The 18,861-nt window shown below is 36.3% G+C and carries 17 protein-coding genes; 8 read left to right on the top strand and 9 right to left on the bottom strand.

Features of this window, described 5'->3' with window-relative positions; all coding sequences use genetic code 11:
* The 4 genes from M899_RS06070 to sppA form a co-directional block, all read right to left on the bottom strand.
* A partial coding sequence (locus M899_RS06070; RefSeq protein ID WP_021270531.1) for a hypothetical protein occupies positions 1 to 517 on the bottom strand: 517 nt, incomplete at its 3' end.
* Entirely contained in the window at positions 514 to 948 is a 435-nt protein-coding gene (locus M899_RS06065) for an SH3 domain-containing protein (protein ID WP_021270534.1), read from the bottom strand. The genes M899_RS06070 and M899_RS06065, both read right to left, overlap by 4 nt.
* Complete coding sequence (locus M899_RS06060) at positions 949 to 2,184, bottom strand: hypothetical protein (RefSeq protein ID WP_021270540.1); 1,236 nt, start codon at positions 2,182 to 2,184, stop codon at positions 949 to 951.
* A gap of 9 nt (positions 2,185 to 2,193) precedes the next feature.
* On the bottom strand, positions 2,194 to 3,123 hold the full coding sequence (gene sppA, locus M899_RS06055; RefSeq protein WP_052610318.1) for a signal peptide peptidase SppA: 930 nt from the start codon (positions 3,121 to 3,123) through the stop codon (positions 2,194 to 2,196).
* A 120-nt stretch (positions 3,124 to 3,243) separates the two neighbouring features.
* Between sppA and M899_RS06050 the strand changes: the two genes are divergently transcribed.
* Positions 3,244 to 3,522: a hypothetical protein gene (locus M899_RS06050; protein WP_021270539.1), complete on the top strand. Its 279-nt coding sequence runs from the start codon at positions 3,244 to 3,246 to the stop codon at positions 3,520 to 3,522.
* Here M899_RS06050 and rlmN read toward each other — a convergent pair.
* On the bottom strand, positions 3,519 to 4,595 hold the full coding sequence (gene rlmN / locus M899_RS06045; RefSeq protein ID WP_021270532.1) for a 23S rRNA (adenine(2503)-C(2))-methyltransferase RlmN: 1,077 nt from the start codon (positions 4,593 to 4,595) through the stop codon (positions 3,519 to 3,521). The genes M899_RS06050 and rlmN overlap by 4 nt on opposite strands.
* A gap of 134 nt (positions 4,596 to 4,729) precedes the next feature.
* On the opposite strand from rlmN, the gene M899_RS06040 reads away from it, so the two are divergent.
* The 6 genes from M899_RS06040 to M899_RS06015 all read left to right on the top strand — a co-directional run bounded on the left by M899_RS06040 (position 4,730) and on the right by M899_RS06015 (position 11,239).
* Positions 4,730 to 6,424: a protein-glutamine glutaminase family protein gene (locus tag M899_RS06040; protein WP_021270541.1), complete on the top strand. Its 1,695-nt coding sequence runs from the start codon at positions 4,730 to 4,732 to the stop codon at positions 6,422 to 6,424.
* A 2-nt stretch (positions 6,425 to 6,426) separates the two neighbouring features.
* Positions 6,427 to 6,693: a hypothetical protein gene (locus M899_RS06035; protein ID WP_021270536.1), complete on the top strand. Its 267-nt coding sequence runs from the start codon at positions 6,427 to 6,429 to the stop codon at positions 6,691 to 6,693.
* 100 nt (positions 6,694 to 6,793) lie between these two features.
* A complete protein-coding gene (locus M899_RS06030; protein ID WP_021270537.1) occupies positions 6,794 to 8,350 on the top strand; it encodes a methyl-accepting chemotaxis protein in 1,557 nt (518 codons plus the stop codon).
* 126 nt (positions 8,351 to 8,476) lie between these two features.
* Entirely contained in the window at positions 8,477 to 9,319 is an 843-nt protein-coding gene (locus M899_RS06025; protein WP_021270529.1) for an endonuclease/exonuclease/phosphatase family protein, read from the top strand.
* Between the two features lie 144 nt (positions 9,320 to 9,463).
* Positions 9,464 to 10,297 (top strand): endonuclease/exonuclease/phosphatase family protein, encoded by an 834-nt coding sequence (locus tag M899_RS06020; RefSeq protein WP_021270530.1) that lies wholly within the window; start codon positions 9,464 to 9,466, stop codon positions 10,295 to 10,297.
* 75 nt (positions 10,298 to 10,372) lie between these two features.
* The gene (locus M899_RS06015) at positions 10,373 to 11,239 is read left to right on the top strand and encodes a chemotaxis protein CheX (RefSeq protein WP_021270538.1); all 867 of its coding nucleotides are present in this window, start codon (positions 10,373 to 10,375) and stop codon (positions 11,237 to 11,239) included.
* Positions 11,240 to 11,430: 191 nt separating this feature from the next.
* On the opposite strand, the gene M899_RS06010 is transcribed toward M899_RS06015, so the two are convergent.
* Entirely contained in the window at positions 11,431 to 11,835 is a 405-nt protein-coding gene (locus tag M899_RS06010; RefSeq protein ID WP_021270544.1) for a hypothetical protein, read from the bottom strand.
* A 14-nt stretch (positions 11,836 to 11,849) separates the two neighbouring features.
* Positions 11,850 to 13,601, bottom strand: a complete 1,752-nt coding sequence (locus M899_RS06005; RefSeq protein ID WP_155897113.1) for a hypothetical protein — start codon at positions 13,599 to 13,601, stop codon at positions 11,850 to 11,852.
* A 212-nt stretch (positions 13,602 to 13,813) separates the two neighbouring features.
* On the opposite strand from M899_RS06005, the gene M899_RS06000 reads away from it, so the two are divergent.
* Entirely contained in the window at positions 13,814 to 14,959 is a 1,146-nt protein-coding gene (locus tag M899_RS06000; RefSeq protein WP_021270528.1) for an acyl-CoA dehydrogenase family protein, read from the top strand.
* Between the two features lie 25 nt (positions 14,960 to 14,984).
* On the opposite strand, the gene M899_RS05995 is transcribed toward M899_RS06000, so the two are convergent.
* A complete protein-coding gene (locus M899_RS05995; protein WP_021270533.1) occupies positions 14,985 to 16,733 on the bottom strand; it encodes a membrane protein in 1,749 nt (582 codons plus the stop codon).
* A gap of 52 nt (positions 16,734 to 16,785) precedes the next feature.
* The coding region (locus M899_RS17575; RefSeq protein ID WP_021270543.1) for a collagen-like triple helix repeat-containing protein at positions 16,786 to 18,861 on the bottom strand (2,076 nt) is incomplete at its 5' end.

The following is an 18,861-nucleotide window of genomic DNA, read 5'->3' as shown; positions in this document are numbered from 1 at the left end:
AACCATACTCTGAGCGAATATAGTCTTCAAACATCAAAAGAGAGATTTCAATTTTTGAAAGATCTAGTGTTCTGATAAACGGCACTGATATCAAAAAGATCAATTCTTTCTCATTGGCCGGTAGGGCCATGTGGGTAATGACCGGAGCATCTAAATAAAGGATACGGTACTTCACACCTCTAAAGCCAAATTTTTCTAAGAAGGCCCCAAAGTATTCATCGACTCCGTAATCCGCTTTTTTAAAGTCCCACTTTAAAATTGGAGCATTTTTAACAAGCCAATACTCAGACATGAAACCCCAGAAATCTTCAATTCTAGGCATGTCATATTTCTTTTGCATTTTAGAAACTTCACGCTCTTTCTTTTTCTTTTCATCTAATGTCTTTTTCTTGGCCACTTCATCGAGACCATCTTGCTTTAAGACATTTTTAATTTTAGAAAAATCAACAAACTCATTATCGACTTCTTGAGCATGTGTACTGGCAAGTAATAAAGTAAGTAAGAGGATTTTCATCATAGATTGTCTCCTACTGCTTTGGACTCTCCGTAATTGTACACATTCTTCAATCTACCCCAATAGTACATTTCTGAAATAGTAAGATTGAGGGCATCATAATATTTTGGATATTGTTGGTTAAAACAATCTGTTACTTTTGATTCACTAACAAAACGAGCTTGGACAAATCCTTCATGTCCTGCCGCTTTTATCAAATACCACCCACGACCAAAAATCATTTCTTCAGTTTTTCCATCTGAACGAGAAAGAATTTTAACTGGATGACCACACTCCAAAGTGGTGTAGATTTCCATATCTCTATTTGGGCCACTATAAAGTTGGGCAAACATTGAAGAAACATAACCAAGTTTAGCAACTTTAGTCGTTACTTTTGTTTGGGCATGACCTTCAAGAGATAGCATTAATAGTAAAGATAAAATGATTCCTTTCATTTAAACTTTCCACCTAAATTGGATTGTCTCCCATTGGTGACATTGAGGACAACGCCAAAAAATTTCATCCGAGTTATATCCACATTCACGACAAAAGTGCTTTGTCAGTGACTGGTGAAGACCATCTAATAATTTCTTTGTTTGAACCATGGCCTCGCTTGTCTTTTCAAGTTCAATAAGAAGTTTCACATACTCTGCTTTCATAACTTCAGATGGATTTTTATTCTTTTCCATCCACTTATTCATTACTTCGTAAGCACTCCCCGTTTTTCCATCTGATTTCAAAAGACGAACTTTTGACAAGATAACTGATGGAGCCGCTAGCAGTTCAGCGTCATCTATATCTAAAAAGAAATCACGAAGAAGTTTAAAACGCGTAAAGTATTCATCTTTTAGTTCTTCCGCCCCTCTAAATCCCTCTTCAAGAGATTCAAAGATAAAAGAAGCATACATCGGATGTTCTTTTAGAAGTTCTAATAATAATGATTTCCCACCTTCAAGATCTCCGCCTTGGATCATCAGGCGTAAACGTAAAATCTTCGCTGAAACAGACGGTGCAAAACGAAAAGCATCATCTAAATCTTCATTACATTTTGAGAATTCACCTTTTTCAAAATGGGCGCGGGCCTTCTGAACAAGAATATGAGAGATCGTCTCACCTTGATTCTCATGTCCGACTTTAGAAAGCATAATTCTATAGTTATAGGCCTGATCCCATTCTCCAATATCTTCATATATTCTACATAGTGATTGAATTACTTCATATTGATCTCTATTAATACGAAGAACGTCTTTATAAGTTTCAATGGCCTTATCAACAAATCCACCTTTATCAAAATCAACGGCCAATTCTTTCAGGGCACGAAGTCTTGTGGATTCATTAATATTTTCTCTCGCAATTAGTGAGCGGTGAATAGAGATGGCCTTTTCAATTTCACCATTACTTCTAAACAATCCACCAAGAGCAAAGTATGTTTCGATAGTCTCTCTATTAATATCTACAGCATTTAAAAATTCTTTAATCGCAAGATCTTTATTACCAGAGATTAGATATTGAGTAGCATTCAAAAAGACTTTCGATTGAGCTTCATAAATGGAGTTACGATATCTCTTCGAAAGTTTTACTCCTGTATCTTTCTCGATTAGGTAGTGATAAAAAAGTACAAGCATACTCACGACAGCAATAACTGCAAGCAAATGTTCTTGTAACCAATTGATCAAGAGATCAAAATTCATTCTAAATCCTTATTTAAACATTAGTACGGGAGCGCCGTGAACAAGCCCTTTTAAATTCAAATTGCTTGTGGCCTCTTCAATATTCTCTAAGTAATCCCATAGAGATGGTTTGCTTTTCTTCTTAATATATCTAAGAGAGAATTCACCTTTTAGCTCGAGCTCTTGATGAATTTCACGACCTGCGGCCCAAAGACTTCCAATCTTATCAACAAGGCCGTATTGCTCAGCAAGCTCTCCAGAGAAGATTTGCCCTTGAGCAAGTTCTTTAATATCGCCTTTAATTTTTTCTTTTCTCGTTCTTAGAATGTCATTGATAAATTGTTCATGAACACCATCAAGTAGGGCCCCCATCATTGAGCGCTCTTCTTCTGTGATTGGGCGGTATGGCTGTCCAACATCTTTGTAGCGACCAGCTTTCAGTGGTGTTGGATTCACTTTCGCAAACTCAAATAGTTTTGAAAGATCCATAAACTCCATGATGACACCAATTGATCCCGTAAGAGTTCCTGCTGATGCATAAATACGACGAGTCCCTGAACCTAAATAGTAACCCCCACTTGCAGCAATTGATCCAAAGCTTGCATAGATTGGTTTTCCATTTTCTTCTTTTTTATCAAAGGCCTCATCAATTCTTCTCACTTCTTCATAAATCTCTTGAGTTGGACCTACGGCACCACCTGGAGAATTAATTCTAAGAATGATTGCTTTAATTGTTTTGTCTTTTTCGGCCATATGAAGAAGTTCAACTGTACTTTTCGAATCCATGATCACGCCATTGACTTCGATTACACCGATTGGTGATTGCTTAGTCGAAAGACCAGCTAGATCATTTTCATCTTTAAAAACTTTCATTGTATAGGCGGCAAAGATCATCAGGACCACAAAGAAAAGGGCCACCATCATTAAGACGCCAGTAACTGCGCGGTTTTTTGTATTCACTTTCAACTCCATTTGAAAAAATCTTTCTATATCTTCCCAAAAACATTGAATTTCGTAAACAAAAGGCCTCAAGTAAATCTTAAAAAATGTCGAAACGAAGGTAGGAAACGGAGGAAAACCATGAAAAAGGCCCTATTATTCATTTTGACACTTCTTGTCTCAAGCTCTTGGGCGCAATACAAAGCTCCAGATGTAAAGCTTAAGAAAGAGTGGAGCGTCACAAGTGAGCCCAAACAAGAAAAATGGGATTCTAATTTTAGAGTGGAAGAAGAGCCAGAAGAGCGCTTTATCGCCTCAGAAGATGATGAATTTGAAAGAAGTCCATCTTCAAATTCTGCACCTACTCCTAAAAAGACCGAGAAAAAAGCTGTGGAATGGCCATTAATGGAAGAAAACTAATCCCAAAGATTCAGTTTATCTTCCATCTCACTCTTTAGCTGCCCACAGGCCGCTAAAATATCTGCGCCTTTAGTAGTCCTTACCGTTGTAATCAGTCCCCTTTTCATTAATTGATCTTGGAACCATTTAATACGTTCATCACTCGGACGTTTGAAATTCGAATCTGGATATTCGTTAAAAGGAATAAGATTAATCTTTGAATCTTTCTTATCAAGAAGCTCACCAAGGGCCTCGATATCCTCTGGACGATCATTATAATTTGCAATTAGGATGTACTCGTATGTAATCCAACGGTGTGCTTTAAGATTGATCGTTCTAATGGCCTTCAAAAGCCTTTCAAGATCAAAGGCCTTATTGATCGGCATAAGCTCACTTCTAATATTGTTGTGGGCCGCATGCAATGAGATTGCAACGTTAACTGGAGGAAAGTCATTAAGCTTTTCAATCTGAGGAACAAGCCCAGAAGTTGAAAGAGTAATCTTTCTTTGTCCTAGCATTAATCCTTTGTCTTCCATGAAGATTTGTGTGGCCTTCTTAACATGCTCAAAGTTATGAAGTGGCTCCCCTTGTCCCATATAGACGATATTTGTCAGCCTTTCCGATTCACCTACTTTTTCTTTTAAAAAGCGAGTAACAGTTAAGAACTGCCCAACAATTTCCGAGCTATCAAGGTGACGAGTTAATCCCATTGTACCTGTATGACAGAATGTACATCCAATGGCACAACCAACTTGAGAAGAAACACATAACGTGAGACGATCGTTTTTAGCAGGAATAGCAACGGTCTCAACTGTCTTACCATCACTCATGGCCACAAGAAATTTTCGAGTTCCATCGACAGAGTGACCATCCCAAACAATTTTTGGCAAAGTAAGAAGTAGATTTTCATTTAAAAAAGTTTTTACTTTATTTGAAATATTCGACCAGTTTTCTGGTTCGAAGACTGATTTTTTATAAACCCAATCGTAGATCTGATCGGCCACAAATTTTGAAAGACCATTCTCTTTAAAATAGTCACGTAGTTCTTCTACAGTAAAAGAATAAAGGGATCTTTTTTCTAAATTTGGTTTCACAGTCTGCCTCATTGTAAATTCAAGCCCTTACTTACCTCAATATACCACGGCCGTGAAGGGGGTATGAACAAGTTTCTTGCACCAAGTCGTGATATAATCTTTAGGCCATCCCCCTAAAATGACGAAAAAGGTCTATGAGAGAACAAACAACCAAACTATTTTTATTTCTTTTCCTTTTTTCAACAATCACAGTGGCCCATGCTTCATCCATTACTTTGCAAGATGGTAAAAAGCTAAATAACTGTGAGGCCCACAAAGAATCCAGCACTCTTTTTTGCAAAGATGGCAAAGACGAAGTCATGGTTCTTGGTAATATGTTTGGTTTCACGGCCGTGGCCCTGAAAGGAAAAAGCGTCACTCAACTAAATGTTTCAGAAGTTGTGATTGGTGATGAGACTGTATTCAAAACATCATTTGAACCCACCAATACAACCTTTGAAACACCTAATTGGAAAAAATCAATTTCTTATAATGCCAACGGTATTACTTCAATCATCATGTCTATTGAAAACTCTGCCATGGGTGTTGAAAATTTTCCTGCGGATATCCAAGAAAAAAGAGATGCTTTCATTAAAAAATTGGAAACTCTTCAAGAAGAATATGGCAAAGAGCTGAATACAAACTCTTTAAAAGTATCTCTTGAATCTGGAAAAGTTCTCAACTGCGAAAGAATTAAGACAACATACTCCCATCTAGCAGCTGATCAAAAAGAGTTCTATCAAGGTCCTGGCTCTCATTTAAAATGTCCCATATTCAAGTGCAAAAGTCCTGGCAAAGAAGATTTCTATACATTAATGGACAATCAACCTGGTTCATTTGCTGATGTGATTAACTTTAATAATGGTGAATATAAAAACGATCAAAACATCTCATTTATCCAAAGCAATATTCCAGGACTTTTTCTTCACGATACGCGTGGTCCAAAAGTTCAAAATCCATTTGAAAACTTCAATGAGAAATCGCAACTCTCAAAAGATTCCTTCATCCCAGCTCAGATGAAGCGCTATTCGGCCCACTTAAAGAAAGCCTCTACGCCCCACTACTCAACAATGATTGCTTACGCCACAACAATTTGTAACCCAAGTGATGTAAAGATTTTTAAAAATGCTGAAGAAAAATTTTCAGAACAATTGAGTAATGCAAAAGTTGCAGAATATGTAACTTTTATGAATGATGGTCTTTTTAATTTTTATATCAATGGTGATGCTGTTCCAGAAATTGCCTGTTTTCAAAATGGAACCTATTATAACCCAGAGGCCTATAGAAAATTAAAAGAGCGCGGGGCTTTCATTGCTGAACAACAAAAAACAATCTCCGAAGATGATGTTAATAGGCTTTTTAACAAAGCAATCAAAATGGACAATATCGCTTGGAATTTCAAGGCCGATGGCTGCTATGCAAGAGCTCACCTTATGGCCAGAGAATTTGAAAAGGAAGGAATCTATGTTGAAAAGGCCTGGGCGAAAGGAAGTCTAGGCGTTACAACTCCTGATGGAGAGATTAACTGGAACTTTCACGTCGCCCCTTCATTAAATGTAAAAATGAAAGATGGTACGATAAAAAAAATGGTCATCGATCCTTCTGTTTCAGACAAACCGACGACTGCTGATGAATGGGCCGAAAAAATTTCAAAACTAAGAGTTCAAAAAACAGGTTTTCCCTACCCTGTTAACAGCGTTAATCTAAATAGGACATCCCTTGCGTTTAGCTCTACTGATGAATATATGCCTTCGGAGTTTCAATCAACTCTAAGGACATTTGAGACAGAAGAAAAAAGAATGGAACATGCTAATTCAACAATGCTTGAATATAAAGGTTACGGAAAATAATTATGAAAATACTTATAATTTTAGCACTTACTCTCACTTCTCTTTGTACTTTTTCAAAAGAATCAAAGAAGTTGAGCGCTTTTGTTTTACATGTTGGCCCTTATCCTGAAAAAGGATTTGTTAGCGTAGGACTTGCTGAACATGCAGCAGTTTTAAAGGCCCCTGAAAAATTGTCTAAATGCCTGATGAAAAGTATTGAAGAAAAAAAAGCGGTTAATTTAGAATTGGATCACAAGAAAACAGGAATCATTATCCAATCATGTAATTAACTTTTTTTTTACTAAATTAAGAAATATTTAACTTAGACCTTAAATAAATCCTGCCGAGTAGCTTCTATAAAGTAATTTTCACTAAAAGGGGCCACTCAAAATGTCTTTCAAAAGCTTAAGATTCAAGTTAATTGCAATGGTATTCGCCGGGTTCATTCCAATTATTCTTGGTCTCCTTCTTTATGTCTTCCCTACCTATGAAAACTTCTTTGTGGAACAAAAGAAAGTTGAAATTAAAACTGGTGTCGATATTGTTATTGGAATGCTCTCTGAACTTGAAGATCAAGTTAAAAATGGACACATGACAAAAGAGCAAGCAATCGCTGACGCTCGTAAAATGTTTGGAAAAATCCGCTATGGAGACAGTGACTATTTTTTTGCTTACGACAACAAAGGTGTAGGAATGGCACATGGTCTAAAACCAGAGCTTGTAGGTGTTGATCGATCAAATTCTAAAGATCCTAATGGAAAAAACTACATGCAAGATTTCATTACCATTGCGAACGCCAAGAGTGATGGCTATGTCGATTACCAATTTGAAAGAAAAAAAGGTCAAGAGCCAGAAGATAAAATATCTTACGTGAAATTCTATGAACCTTGGGGCTGGCTAATCGGAACAGGTGTTTATATTAGTGCAATCCAAGAACAAATCAACGAGACAAAAGTAAAAATTTTTTCAGGTCTGGCGATCATCATCGCAATTGCTCTCGGTTTCAGTATGACTTTTTCAATCAGATTAAGTAAAACCCTTGCAGATCTTAGTAATGATCTTCAATCTGAAGCGAATCACGTTGATGAAGTTGCAAAAAAGATTTCATCAATTAGCGAGTCCCTATCTTCGAGTACAACCCAACAAGCATCGGCCCTTCAACAGACTTCATCTTCAATTGAAGAAACAAGTGCAATGATTGAAAGAAATGCTTCTAATGCAAGACAATCAATTGAAATTTCACATCAAAGTCAAAACTCAGTAAATGTCGGAAAAGATAGTATCAATAGAATGATGGGATCAATTAGAGATATCGCAAGAAGTAACGAAGAGATCATTAATCAAATTGATGAAAGTAATAAAGAAATTGAAAATATCGTTCGTGTCATTAATGAAATTGGCGATAAAACAAAAGTCATCAATGATATCGTTTTCCAAACAAAACTACTCTCTTTCAATGCCTCAGTCGAGGCCGCACGCGCGGGAGAGCAAGGCAAAGGCTTTGCCGTGGTTGCGGAAGAAGTTGGAAATCTTGCAACTATGAGTGGTCGTTCGGCCAATGAGATTACAGAAATGCTTGACCGAAGTATTCAACTAGTAGAAAGCACGATCAAAAATTCAAAAGAAAAAATTAGCAAACTTGTGGCCGATGGTGAACAAAAAGTGAAATCGGGAACAGGAATTGCAGAAGAGTGCTTAAATGTTTTCAATCAAATCGTGGGCGATGTTAATAAAGTAAGTGACATGGTTGAAGAAATCTCTACGGCCAGTACTGAACAGTCTAATGGAGTACGAGAGATTAATTTAGCTGTCACGGAGCTAGACTCTGTTGCTCAGCAAAATAGTACAATGTCTCAAGATACTGCGACGACCGCTGAACAATTGAAAGCACAAGTTATTTCTCTCAAGAGAATGACACATCACCTCAATAAAACAGTTAACGGTTAATCAATTGAGGTTGTGACATTGAGTCACAACCTCATTCTCTTTGTGGATATTCGCCACTTTTTTATTTGCCAGAACAATTTCAAATCCTTCAAACTAATATAAGTACAATTTAAGAAGGATCTTAATATGCAAATTAAAAGGAATTTAATTAACGCCCTGATTCTAGGGTTCACTCTAGTATCATTCTCTGCAAGCGCAGCATGGCCAAGCTATGAAGTCCCAAAAAATGGTGATTTTGTTGAAACGCTTGGACACCCTTCAACAGACTCTCTCAATCCAAATCATATCTCAGTTCTCGTATGGAATATGTACAAAGGACAAAATGAAACTTGGAAAGAAGATTATCTGGAGCTAAGTAAAAATAAAGACATCCTTCTACTTCAAGAAATGTTTTTGAATGAAAAAATGAGAAGCACTTTTTCTGAACAAGAGGGAATTGAATTTCAAACGGGTACAAGCTTTATCTATGTGAAAGATGACGCCAAGACAGGTGTTATTAATGCATCGACAGCGAAAGCTCAAGAAATCATTCCGAGACAATCAAAAGTAAGAGAGCCTGTAATCAATACGCCAAAAATGGCCATGATCACAACATATAGTCTTGCAGGTCGTAACGATAAATTAATGGTTATAAATATTCATGCTATTAATTTTGTAACTGCACTTGAACTTTCTGTGCAACTTTTTGACCTCGCTTCATTTATTGAAAAGCACAACGGCCCAGTTGTTTTTGCAGGGGATTTCAATGTTTGGTCTACTCAAAAACAAAAACTTCTTTTCTATATCGTGAAAAAGCTTGGACTTAAAACTGTAGAATTTGATCCCGCTTCAGATGATCGCATGCGTGTTTTTGGTCGTATTATTGACTTCATTTTTATTCGTGGTCTTGAATATGATAATTCAAGAGTATGGGGCGAAATCGAAGGATCTGATCATAAGGCCATGACTGTGGACCTAAAAACTATCTAAAAGAATGGGGTTAAATTACTGGTATTATAATTTCAGTAATTTGCCCTTTTTTTTACTTCTCAAACTGTCACATATCTAAACACACTTCATGTAATTTGTTCCCAAACCCTTTAGCAAAATTCTCTATCACTTTATAGTATTGCCATGACTTTACTTAAATCAATTCTCTTAACTCTAACTCTTTCTGCTCCAACTTATGCAGGATGGTCAAATTATAAAGTCCCTAAGGCCAACAAACTAGTCGAACAAATTGGAGCGAGCGCACAAGAAGAATTAGACCCCGATCATATCTCGATTCTCGTATGGAATATGTACAAGGGACAAAAAAAATCATGGTCCAAAGACTTTCAAGAACTAAGCGACAATCGCGATATTCTTATTCTCCAAGAGATGTACTTAAATCAAAAAATGCGATCAAGCTTCCTAGAAAATTCCGAAATGGAATATCAAACTGGAACAAACTTTATCTATGCTAGGGAAAAAGTGAAAACGGGTGTCGCCACTGGCTCTAAGGCCAAAGCAATTAAAGTAATAGCAAGACCTTCTAAAATTTTAGAGCCCATAACAGAAACACCTAAAATGGCGCTTATGACTGAGTATGCTTTAAAAAACAGAGATGACTCTTTATTAGTCATCAATATTCATGCGATTAATTTCGTACTTCCAATTGATTTAAAAACACAATTAGATGATCTTGCAACATTTATAAAATCCCACAGAGGACCTGTTATTTTTGCAGGAGATTTCAATGCTTGGTCACCAGCAAAAAAGAGAATCCTTTTTAATGTCACTCGTAAACTTGAACTTAAAGCTATCAATTTTGGAGAAAAGGACTACAGAACTAAGACCTTTGGATATGCCTTAGATTATATTTTTGTAAGAAATATGAGTTATGATAATTCAAAAGTTTGGGGCCACATATATGGCTCAGATCACAAGGCGCTCACCGTGGACCTCAAGGCTCACTCAATTCCCTAAAAATCACTACAACTTCAAAGACTTATAGAGTTCATTATTATGTCTAAGTAAAGTGAATTGTTCATATAATAAGATATGACAAAAATTACACTTGCAGCTCCAGATGGAGACTTTTTAATTAAACTCAAAGACGAAGTGAGTACTCACGACGATACGAGTGTTACTACCTATACAAACTCTTCAGATCTTTTGAGCAATCTCCAAAACAATGAAATTGATCTTCTTTATATAGAAGATACTTTTGGTTCCAATGAATTGCGCGAAGTCCTTAGTACGCTGGCAACAACGAATTACAAAGAAAAGGTTTTTGTTTTTTTAGGCTCGAGTAATTTTAAAGAAATGAAACCACTACTTGATGAGTTTCCTTTTCCAAATTTGAGCCCCGTTTTTTTACCCGCTAGTATCGAAAAAATGTCCAAAAATATAAATGGAGTTTTAACTAGCTTTGAAGGTGGAAAAAAACAAATTTATAATGTTGATACAGAGTTCATGAGATATTTCATTGAAGCGGCCATTGATACATTTAAACAATGGACTGATGGAGATGTCACAAGCTCTAGGCCATTTATCTTTAATCAAATTAGAAAATTAAATATTGGAATTCGTGGAAAACTTTCCATTGAGTCTCCATTCTTTACTGGGACATTTTATATTTCTTTTCCTCTCGATACGTATAAAAATATTTATGAAAACATGACTGGTCTTGTATTCGATGAACTCACTAGTGAAAATTCTGACCTTGCAAGTGAGTTTGTAAACATCGTTTTTGGTGCGGCCAAAGTGGGACTAAATCAGCATGGATACAAATTGCCTATGCTCATTCCTAAATATGAAAAAAATATTTCAATCGATTCACAATTTGATGTCATTGTAATTCCTCTAACGACGAAACTAGGGCCTGTTTACTTGAAAATTTGTCCAAATCACTTGAAGAATCGGTAGATGTTTTCACAAAGGGAACAGTTTCACCTAAACGGAGCGCTTTGTGCTTTTCCTCTCTTTATTATTTTTTAGTTTTCACCGATAATTAGTTTATCGACGCTAATAAGCCCTACTCATTAGCGTCGACACACCACCTACTCTTCGGTACCGGAAATTCTACCCTTTTTCCGGTACCAATTTTCAGAAACAAATTAATGAAATAATTTTTTAAAGATACTTTTCTTTCCGCGATCAATATTTTCTAAAACATTTCCGCTCTGAACAAGTTTTGTAAGAAGTTCATCTTTATCAACAACACTTTCTAAAACCGCGTTATATTCGCCAGATGAAATTAATGAGACAAATGAGAAATCAAATTCTTCACAAAGTTTAAATGAAAACTTATTCAGCTCATCTAAGCTCTCAAATGGACCAATAGATTTTCGCCCATGACAAGGATGAGTATATTGGTCATTATATAATTGTACGATTTGATCATAATCTAGATGACCTTTTTCATCGAATAAATGTGTTAGGTAATAAAAAGATCCTTCCTCAACTGAGTAAGATTGATTTTGATATATTCCAACAACACCTTCTTTAAATACTTTTTCCACTCATTCTCCGAAGTTTAAGAATAAATTCCAAAATCAAAAGAGACAGATGCACCAGGCAACATCTCAACTTGAACAACGTGCGAAGTCGTTTCAACCTTCACATTGATTTGATCAATAACACGAACTAAAACAAAGTTTTTTGGAACTTGAAAATTCATTTTCTTCTTATAAGAAGTTCCATTATAGAATGACAATCTTCTGACTTCTTCGTAGTTTAACTCAGAAGCAGAAGTTGCTCTTTTTCTCCATGAGAAATCAACTTCATACTCATCATGAATTCTCAAATGACGAATAGAAAATGTCGTAAAAATACGTTCCCAAAAATGAAGCTGTTTATCAAAAGAAACCCCAGATAAAACATCTCCTTCCAAAAGTACAAGTCGACCTTCACCCAGAGAAATATTTTGGACATTTGTTACATAATTAAGTTTTTCAAGATTAAGTGAGTTCTCTAAATAGAATGATTCTAATCTTCGTTTAAAATCTTCATTCATGGCACTTGTATCAATAATGATTTTTCCACCATTCATGAATAACTTTAAAACACTATGAAAACTTTTTGTATCGAAGCTTCTTCCACTGACAACATGGATTCCCTCTCCAGAGAGTTCCCCTTTTTCCCAAGAGAATTTTTTATTATCTCTGATGGTAAAGGTTCTTAGGAAGTCTCTTTTTAAATAGGCATTCAATCCATTTTGCTGCCAAGTCTTATCAATATTGTATCCTTCAAGATCTTGATAAACTTCAACAAATGAGAATGGTCTAAAAATAGCACTGCTGTCTTCATCATAAAGATGATCAGTAAAAGTCACTTGCGACAGTGATTGAACAACCAGCTCTTCCATCTGGCGCTCAAGAATATGTCCTTTACTCTTGGCGGGAATAAGAACAGATGATGAAACAATACCTTGAGATAATGCATTAAATAACTGTTCTGAATACTCTCTACGAGAATAGTGATCAGTTAATCTATTAAAAAATTCTTCATTATCGCCTGAGAGGAAAGAATATTTTAAATCCCCCTCCCAATTTGCATTCAGTGCCGCCTTAGCAGAGTCTAAATATAAATTGCGAATAGTATTTTTAAACTCATGACGGAAAAATTTTTCATCTTCAATCCCACTTATTAGTGGGGTGTCATCATTTGGATCGGCCTCACGCTTTTCTTCTTTCTTAGCTTGTATAAAGCGACCAAAGGCCTGCTCAAAGGCCCGAGATGAATCTTGGAAATAAGTCTTAAATTGACCCTCTTCCATATATCCACACTCAATACCCCAAATATCTTTATCAATACCTTTTTGTGAAAAATAATGTCCTAACGCCTTCACAAACTTAGCATAGGCCTGAAAAACTCTTGGATCATAGAAAGAGTAAAGTTTATTTAATCTCTTTTCAGAATCAAGAATTGAATACCCGAGACCATCATCACTAATGGCCAGTGAGCGCGACAATAAGTGAGGTACGCCACCATTTAACAAAAATGGCGCCGGCGAAATTGGTAGAAGAAAGACGACTTCTCGTCCTAACTTAGTTGCAATTTGCACAAGTTTTTTTAGATCTGTTTCAGGGCGCTGATCAGCAAAGTCGAATTGATCGCCTGTATCAGTATGAAAGGCCCAATTGATTGGTACTAATATTTTACCAACGATTGGGCATTCTTGCAGTTTTGCCTCCCACAATGAAGCTCCAGTTTTCCAATAGAAAAACCAGTTCTCACCGGGAAAGACGACATCATTGTCTCTAGGGACTGGTGTGGTTAAACTCAATTTCTCTCCGCACAAAATAGTCATTTCTTCCATGATTATCCTTATTTATTCATTCTAGCAGTATTGAAAAAATGATGTAAAGCGTTCCTTACTTTATTTAAGGAGTAATTGCGACGCATTATTTTTGCGCAAAAGATTTCCATCTGCTATAAGATTTCGGGAATCACGTTTCATATTTAAAGAAAATATAAAGAAGCTAAAAGGAAAGAGTTATGTGGTATTTCACAGAAGAAGAAAAACAACTGCAAGACGTTTGTCGCGACTTTGCTCGTAATGAACTAGCTCCTTTTGCAGAGAAGCACGATCATGACGAATCGTTCAACATTGATGCATTCAAAAAAATGGGAGAACTTGGCGTACTTGGTATTACTGCTGACCCAGAATATGGTGGTGCAGGAATGGGTGCTCTTGCAGCAACAATAGTAATGGAAGAATTTGGAAAGGCCTGTGCAGGTTCAACTCTTTCTTATCTTGCTCACTCAATGCTATGTGTGAACAATATCCAAAACAACGCTAGTGCCGAACAAAAAGCTAAATATCTTCCAAAACTTATTACTGGTGAACACATCGGTTGTATGGGAATGAGTGAACCGGAATACGGTTCAGATGCTGTTGGTATCCAAACGAAGGCCGAAGACAAAGGTGACCACTACCTACTTAATGGTACAAAAATGTGGATCACAAACGCTCAGTTCTCTGACATCGCGTACGTTTATACAAGAACAGGAAGCGACAGAAAAAATCTTTCGACATTCATTCTAGAAAAATCAAAAGGTCACTTTGAAGTTGGAAAGCCTATTCACAAAATGGGTATGAGATCATCTCCAACAGGTGAACTTATTTTTGATAACGCAAAGGTTGGAAAAGATCATCTCGTTGGTAACGTTGGGGACTCAATTTATCATATGATGAAAAACCTAGAGATCGAAAGAATTACAATTTCTGGTATCTCACTAGGTATTGCTCAAGCTTGTCTTGATCAGTGTGTGAAATATGCTACTGAAAGAAAGCAATTTGGCCAAGAGATTGGAAACTTCCAATTAATTCAAAAAATGATTGCAGAGATGGCAACTGAAGTCGAAATGATGAGAAGCTTTCTTTACAACACAGCATATCGCTATGACCAAGGTGACAAGGGTGCAACAGTTGCGGCCCAAGTTAAACTTGCACTTCCAAAGATGGCGACAAAAATTGCTCTTGATGCTATCCAACTACACGGTGGATACGGTTACTCAAGAGAGTTCCCTCTTGAGAGAATGATGAGAGATAATAAACTTAACGAAATTGGTGCAGGAACTAATGAAGTTATGATTATGATCATCGCGAAGAATCTTCTTAAAGAAGCAAGTAAAAGATAAAAAAAGCTCCCCTTTGGGAGCTTTTTTATTTCTTAAAACAATAATGATTCCATAAAGCACGCTTCTTTATTTGAACTTCTTCATTTGGATCATAAGGCGTTGTTTCAGTCATAAAATAAATAGTAAATTCCATCAATTTATTGTCATGAGTTTTATTCCATTCCCTACAAATATATCTTCCAAACCTCAAACGATAAGCATTCTTATTATTACTAGCAAGATTTAAAAAGAACTTTCGCCACTGAGTACCATCAACAGTAGTTCTCAATTCCTCTGGTCTTTCAAAAGAAACAGGCTTATTGAAGAATGGATCAATAGTAGTTCCATCCTTAAGTAATCCTTCAATAACTGGCCATCCATCATTTCTCATTGGCTTAGGGGCAAACATATTCCACTGCTGGTTTAATCCAACCAGAAAAACAGATTCGGTGAACGGTGTACTCACATCGAACTTATCTGAGCCTAAATATCCTTCAAAGTTCCAGGCAGTAGATAAGAGCATAAAATAGATGACTAATGCTTTTGATAATAGTCCTTCTTTTTTAGGACTTGTTTTCAAATAAGTATTAATAAATACCCCATAGCTCATTCTTTTTTTAGACAAAATTTTATAGAAAATATTCCCTAAACTTCTTATAAATCCAATCTTCAAAATTGGACAAAGAAATGAAATTTTTGAATAGCTAATGAGTTCAATTAAAACATCAAATCTTAAGAGTTTTTCATTTTTCTTAATTAATACCCAAGAAGCTTCTTCCAAGATGATTTTTTCGGCCTCACTACTTTCCTGTGAACTTTTAACGTCAAGAAATGGTATTAGAAGAAAGTCTCTTAACAACCAACAGAATTTTTTACAAAATCCACACTCTTTATCATAATAAAGAACCCCATAATTTTCGTCTTTCTTCATCTGAAAACGATGCCCTAGAGCATTCCAAAATTCAGTTGGTAGAATAACAATCCAAATGGCAAAACACGCCCAAGGAAAGACTCCCAATTCCAATGTTAATAGAATCCCAAGATGTAGAGAAAGAAATAAAAAGATGGCCAACAATCTTAAGAAACCTTGGCGTACTGGTATAAAAAGAAGTAATGGCCCGAGCCCTTCAATCCACAAAGTCATGAATGACAATACTTTCATTATGAATGGAAAATTCAATAAGAACTTTCCAATTGGTGTCGTAAAAATATCTAAACTCATTGCTAAGTAAACTGAATCAAGTTCTGACAACCATGATGGGTGCCACTTATAAGCAAAAGTAAAAAAGTACATCAGAAATATTTGAAGAAAAGCAAAGAACGCAGGTATCCCCATGTACTTGTCCTCTACTTCAGGAAGTTCAGAAAATACTTTATCAAAGCTATACTTAAATTGAATTGGCAAAAATAAACTTAAAAAAAGAAGAATTCGAAGAAGATTGTCCCCTCCGTGTGCAACTTCAGGAAAGCGATTCTGAAATGATAAAAGAAGTACCCAAGCGACAAATCCAAAAAACTTGGTTCGCATTCCCATTGTGTAGAACAAAGAAGCAATGACCCCAATAATGGCCAAGAGATTGGCAAAAAATGGAGTACCATTTAAGTTTAGTAAACTAATTTTCCATGAAATTTCAAAATTTGAAATGAAATCACTTCGAGACAAAATACCCGTATCAACATAGAAAGCATCAATCAATTTAAACCTATTTAAAAAGTCAAAAACAAGAATGATACCGACAAAAAGTCTAAAGAACGCCAATGAACGATAATCTAGGTAAAATAGTTTTTTTAACAAAATAAACTCCACACAAAAAAAAAGGGCCCGAAGGCCCTTCTTTTGGAACTAATTAGTTACACTTCTCTTCATTGTACACTGATAAGCTTTGTGTTTGATAGTTGGAAATCTTCTCCCCTGCTACCTGAAGATCAAGCTGGCTTCCACATAGGGCCATTTTTTCTGTCACTGCTTGGAATACGAATCTGTTTTTCCAAATCAATTTACCAAGTTTAGCAGTTTCACTTGTAAAGTTTTTCGACTTCACATTACCATATGCTTTACCAGTTGAAGCAATCTCATTAAGGGCCGACATTGTTTCATTTTCATAATGTGACTTACAACCAACAACGTTATTTACACCCTTACATAGGTTATCTTTGTCACCATTGCTAAAGTACTTCGCAATATTTGCCTTTGCATTTACTTTTAGTACCTGAAGCGATTTACCTTTAGATAAAGAGCTCATCGCTTTAGCAAAATTCATGTCAGACTTAACAGCAAGTTTAACTGTTAAGTATGATAGATCAGAGCTCGAAGGAGCAGTTAAGTTAACTTTGATCCCCGTATCTTCATTAAGAATTCTTAGGGCCTTATCAAGGTCGTGACCTTTTGCATGATCTTTCTCATAAAACCATTCAAGTTGAGATAAGTGATCATTAGCTACAAGTTTTCCTTCTTTAGTTGTCGTAGCAAGTCCTGACTTGAATACTTTGGCCATATTTGTGTGTCTTGTAATCAAGCGACCATTTAATGACTTGAAGTAGATTCCATATTCAGAAACTGTCTTGAAACCTTCTTTAGTGCTATCAATATTCTGATAGCTATAAGTGCTTCCTTGTGAGTTTGCTACGTTAATAAATGGAATACCAAATACAAATGACTTAGATTTTGTTTTTACTAAGTAATTGAATGAATCAACTTCTTCCACGAATGGGTTGAATTCTTCAATAGACATTTTCTGAACTTGGGCCACGTTACCTTTAAGTAAGTCTTCGTACGCTCTCGCTGTTTCAAAATCACTTAAATCCATTTCGTATGAGAACCCAGCACCTTTATCATCATATTTAGTTGCTACAGCACTTCCTACAATTACACCATTAAAAGTACTTCTAGACTTCAATTCAGCTCTACTAAAAGATACTAATACTTTTTCGTGATCTGTTTTTTCAACGTACACTCTCCATGCACCTTGATCAATCATAGTCATACCAGATGCGAGAACACTCCACCCGATACTACCAATATAGAACATACCACCAGTTGTTTCGAAGTATGCATTATCTCCAATTCTCCACTCATTAATATCATGAGCATTCCATGGGATTTTTCTTTCAATGACATTCAATTCTTTTTGATCATTTACAAAGTAATTGAACACAGCAGTTCTTGACTTCATTGGTGCAAGTCCAATTGCCCCACCAAGTAGTTCTCTAAGGCCAGTTCCATTTTCAAAGAAAAATTGTAACTGTGCCCCTAATCCTCCAAGGATCATCTTATATCTTTGAACTTGGAAACCATTTTCGAAAGTATTAATCGAAGCATAACCCTTGTCTTTCAACTCTGGAGTTAGGTTGATAACTCTCATAATCCCATCAATATCAAAAAGAGCAAGAGGTCTTAGCTTAAATTTCAGCTTATTTTCTTCTGGCTTCTTCTCTTCTTTTGTTTCAGGAGGATTATCTCCATCATCACCATTGTCGCCATTGTCTCCGTTGTCTCCAGTTTCACCATTGTCACCGTTGTCACCGTTTACGCCGTCATCTCCATTGTCACCATTTCCACCGTTGTCTCCAATACTTCCATCGTCACCGTTTCCGCCATTGTCTCCAATACTTCCATCGTCACCATTTCCGCCATTGTCTCCAATGTTTCCATCGTCACCATTTCCACCATTATCACCAATGCTTCCATTGTCTCCATTAGAACCATTTTCCCCAATGCTTCCGTTGTCTCCATTAGAACCATTTTCCCCAACGCTTCCGTTGTCTCCAGTTGATCCATTATCTCCGATACTTCCGTTATCTCCGTTCGTACCGTTGCTTCCGTGATTTCCGTTGTTTCCGTTTTCCCCGTTGTTTCCGTGATTACCGTTGTTCCCGTTTTCCCCGTTGTTTCCGTGATTACCGTTATTCCCGTTTTCCCCGTT

The organism is Bacteriovorax sp. BSW11_IV, from assembly GCF_000447755.1.
Classification (GTDB): domain Bacteria; phylum Bdellovibrionota; class Bacteriovoracia; order Bacteriovoracales; family Bacteriovoracaceae; genus BSW11-IV.
Note: the sequence above shows the minus strand (reverse complement) of the source record. Positions and strands in the feature narration are given on the sequence as shown.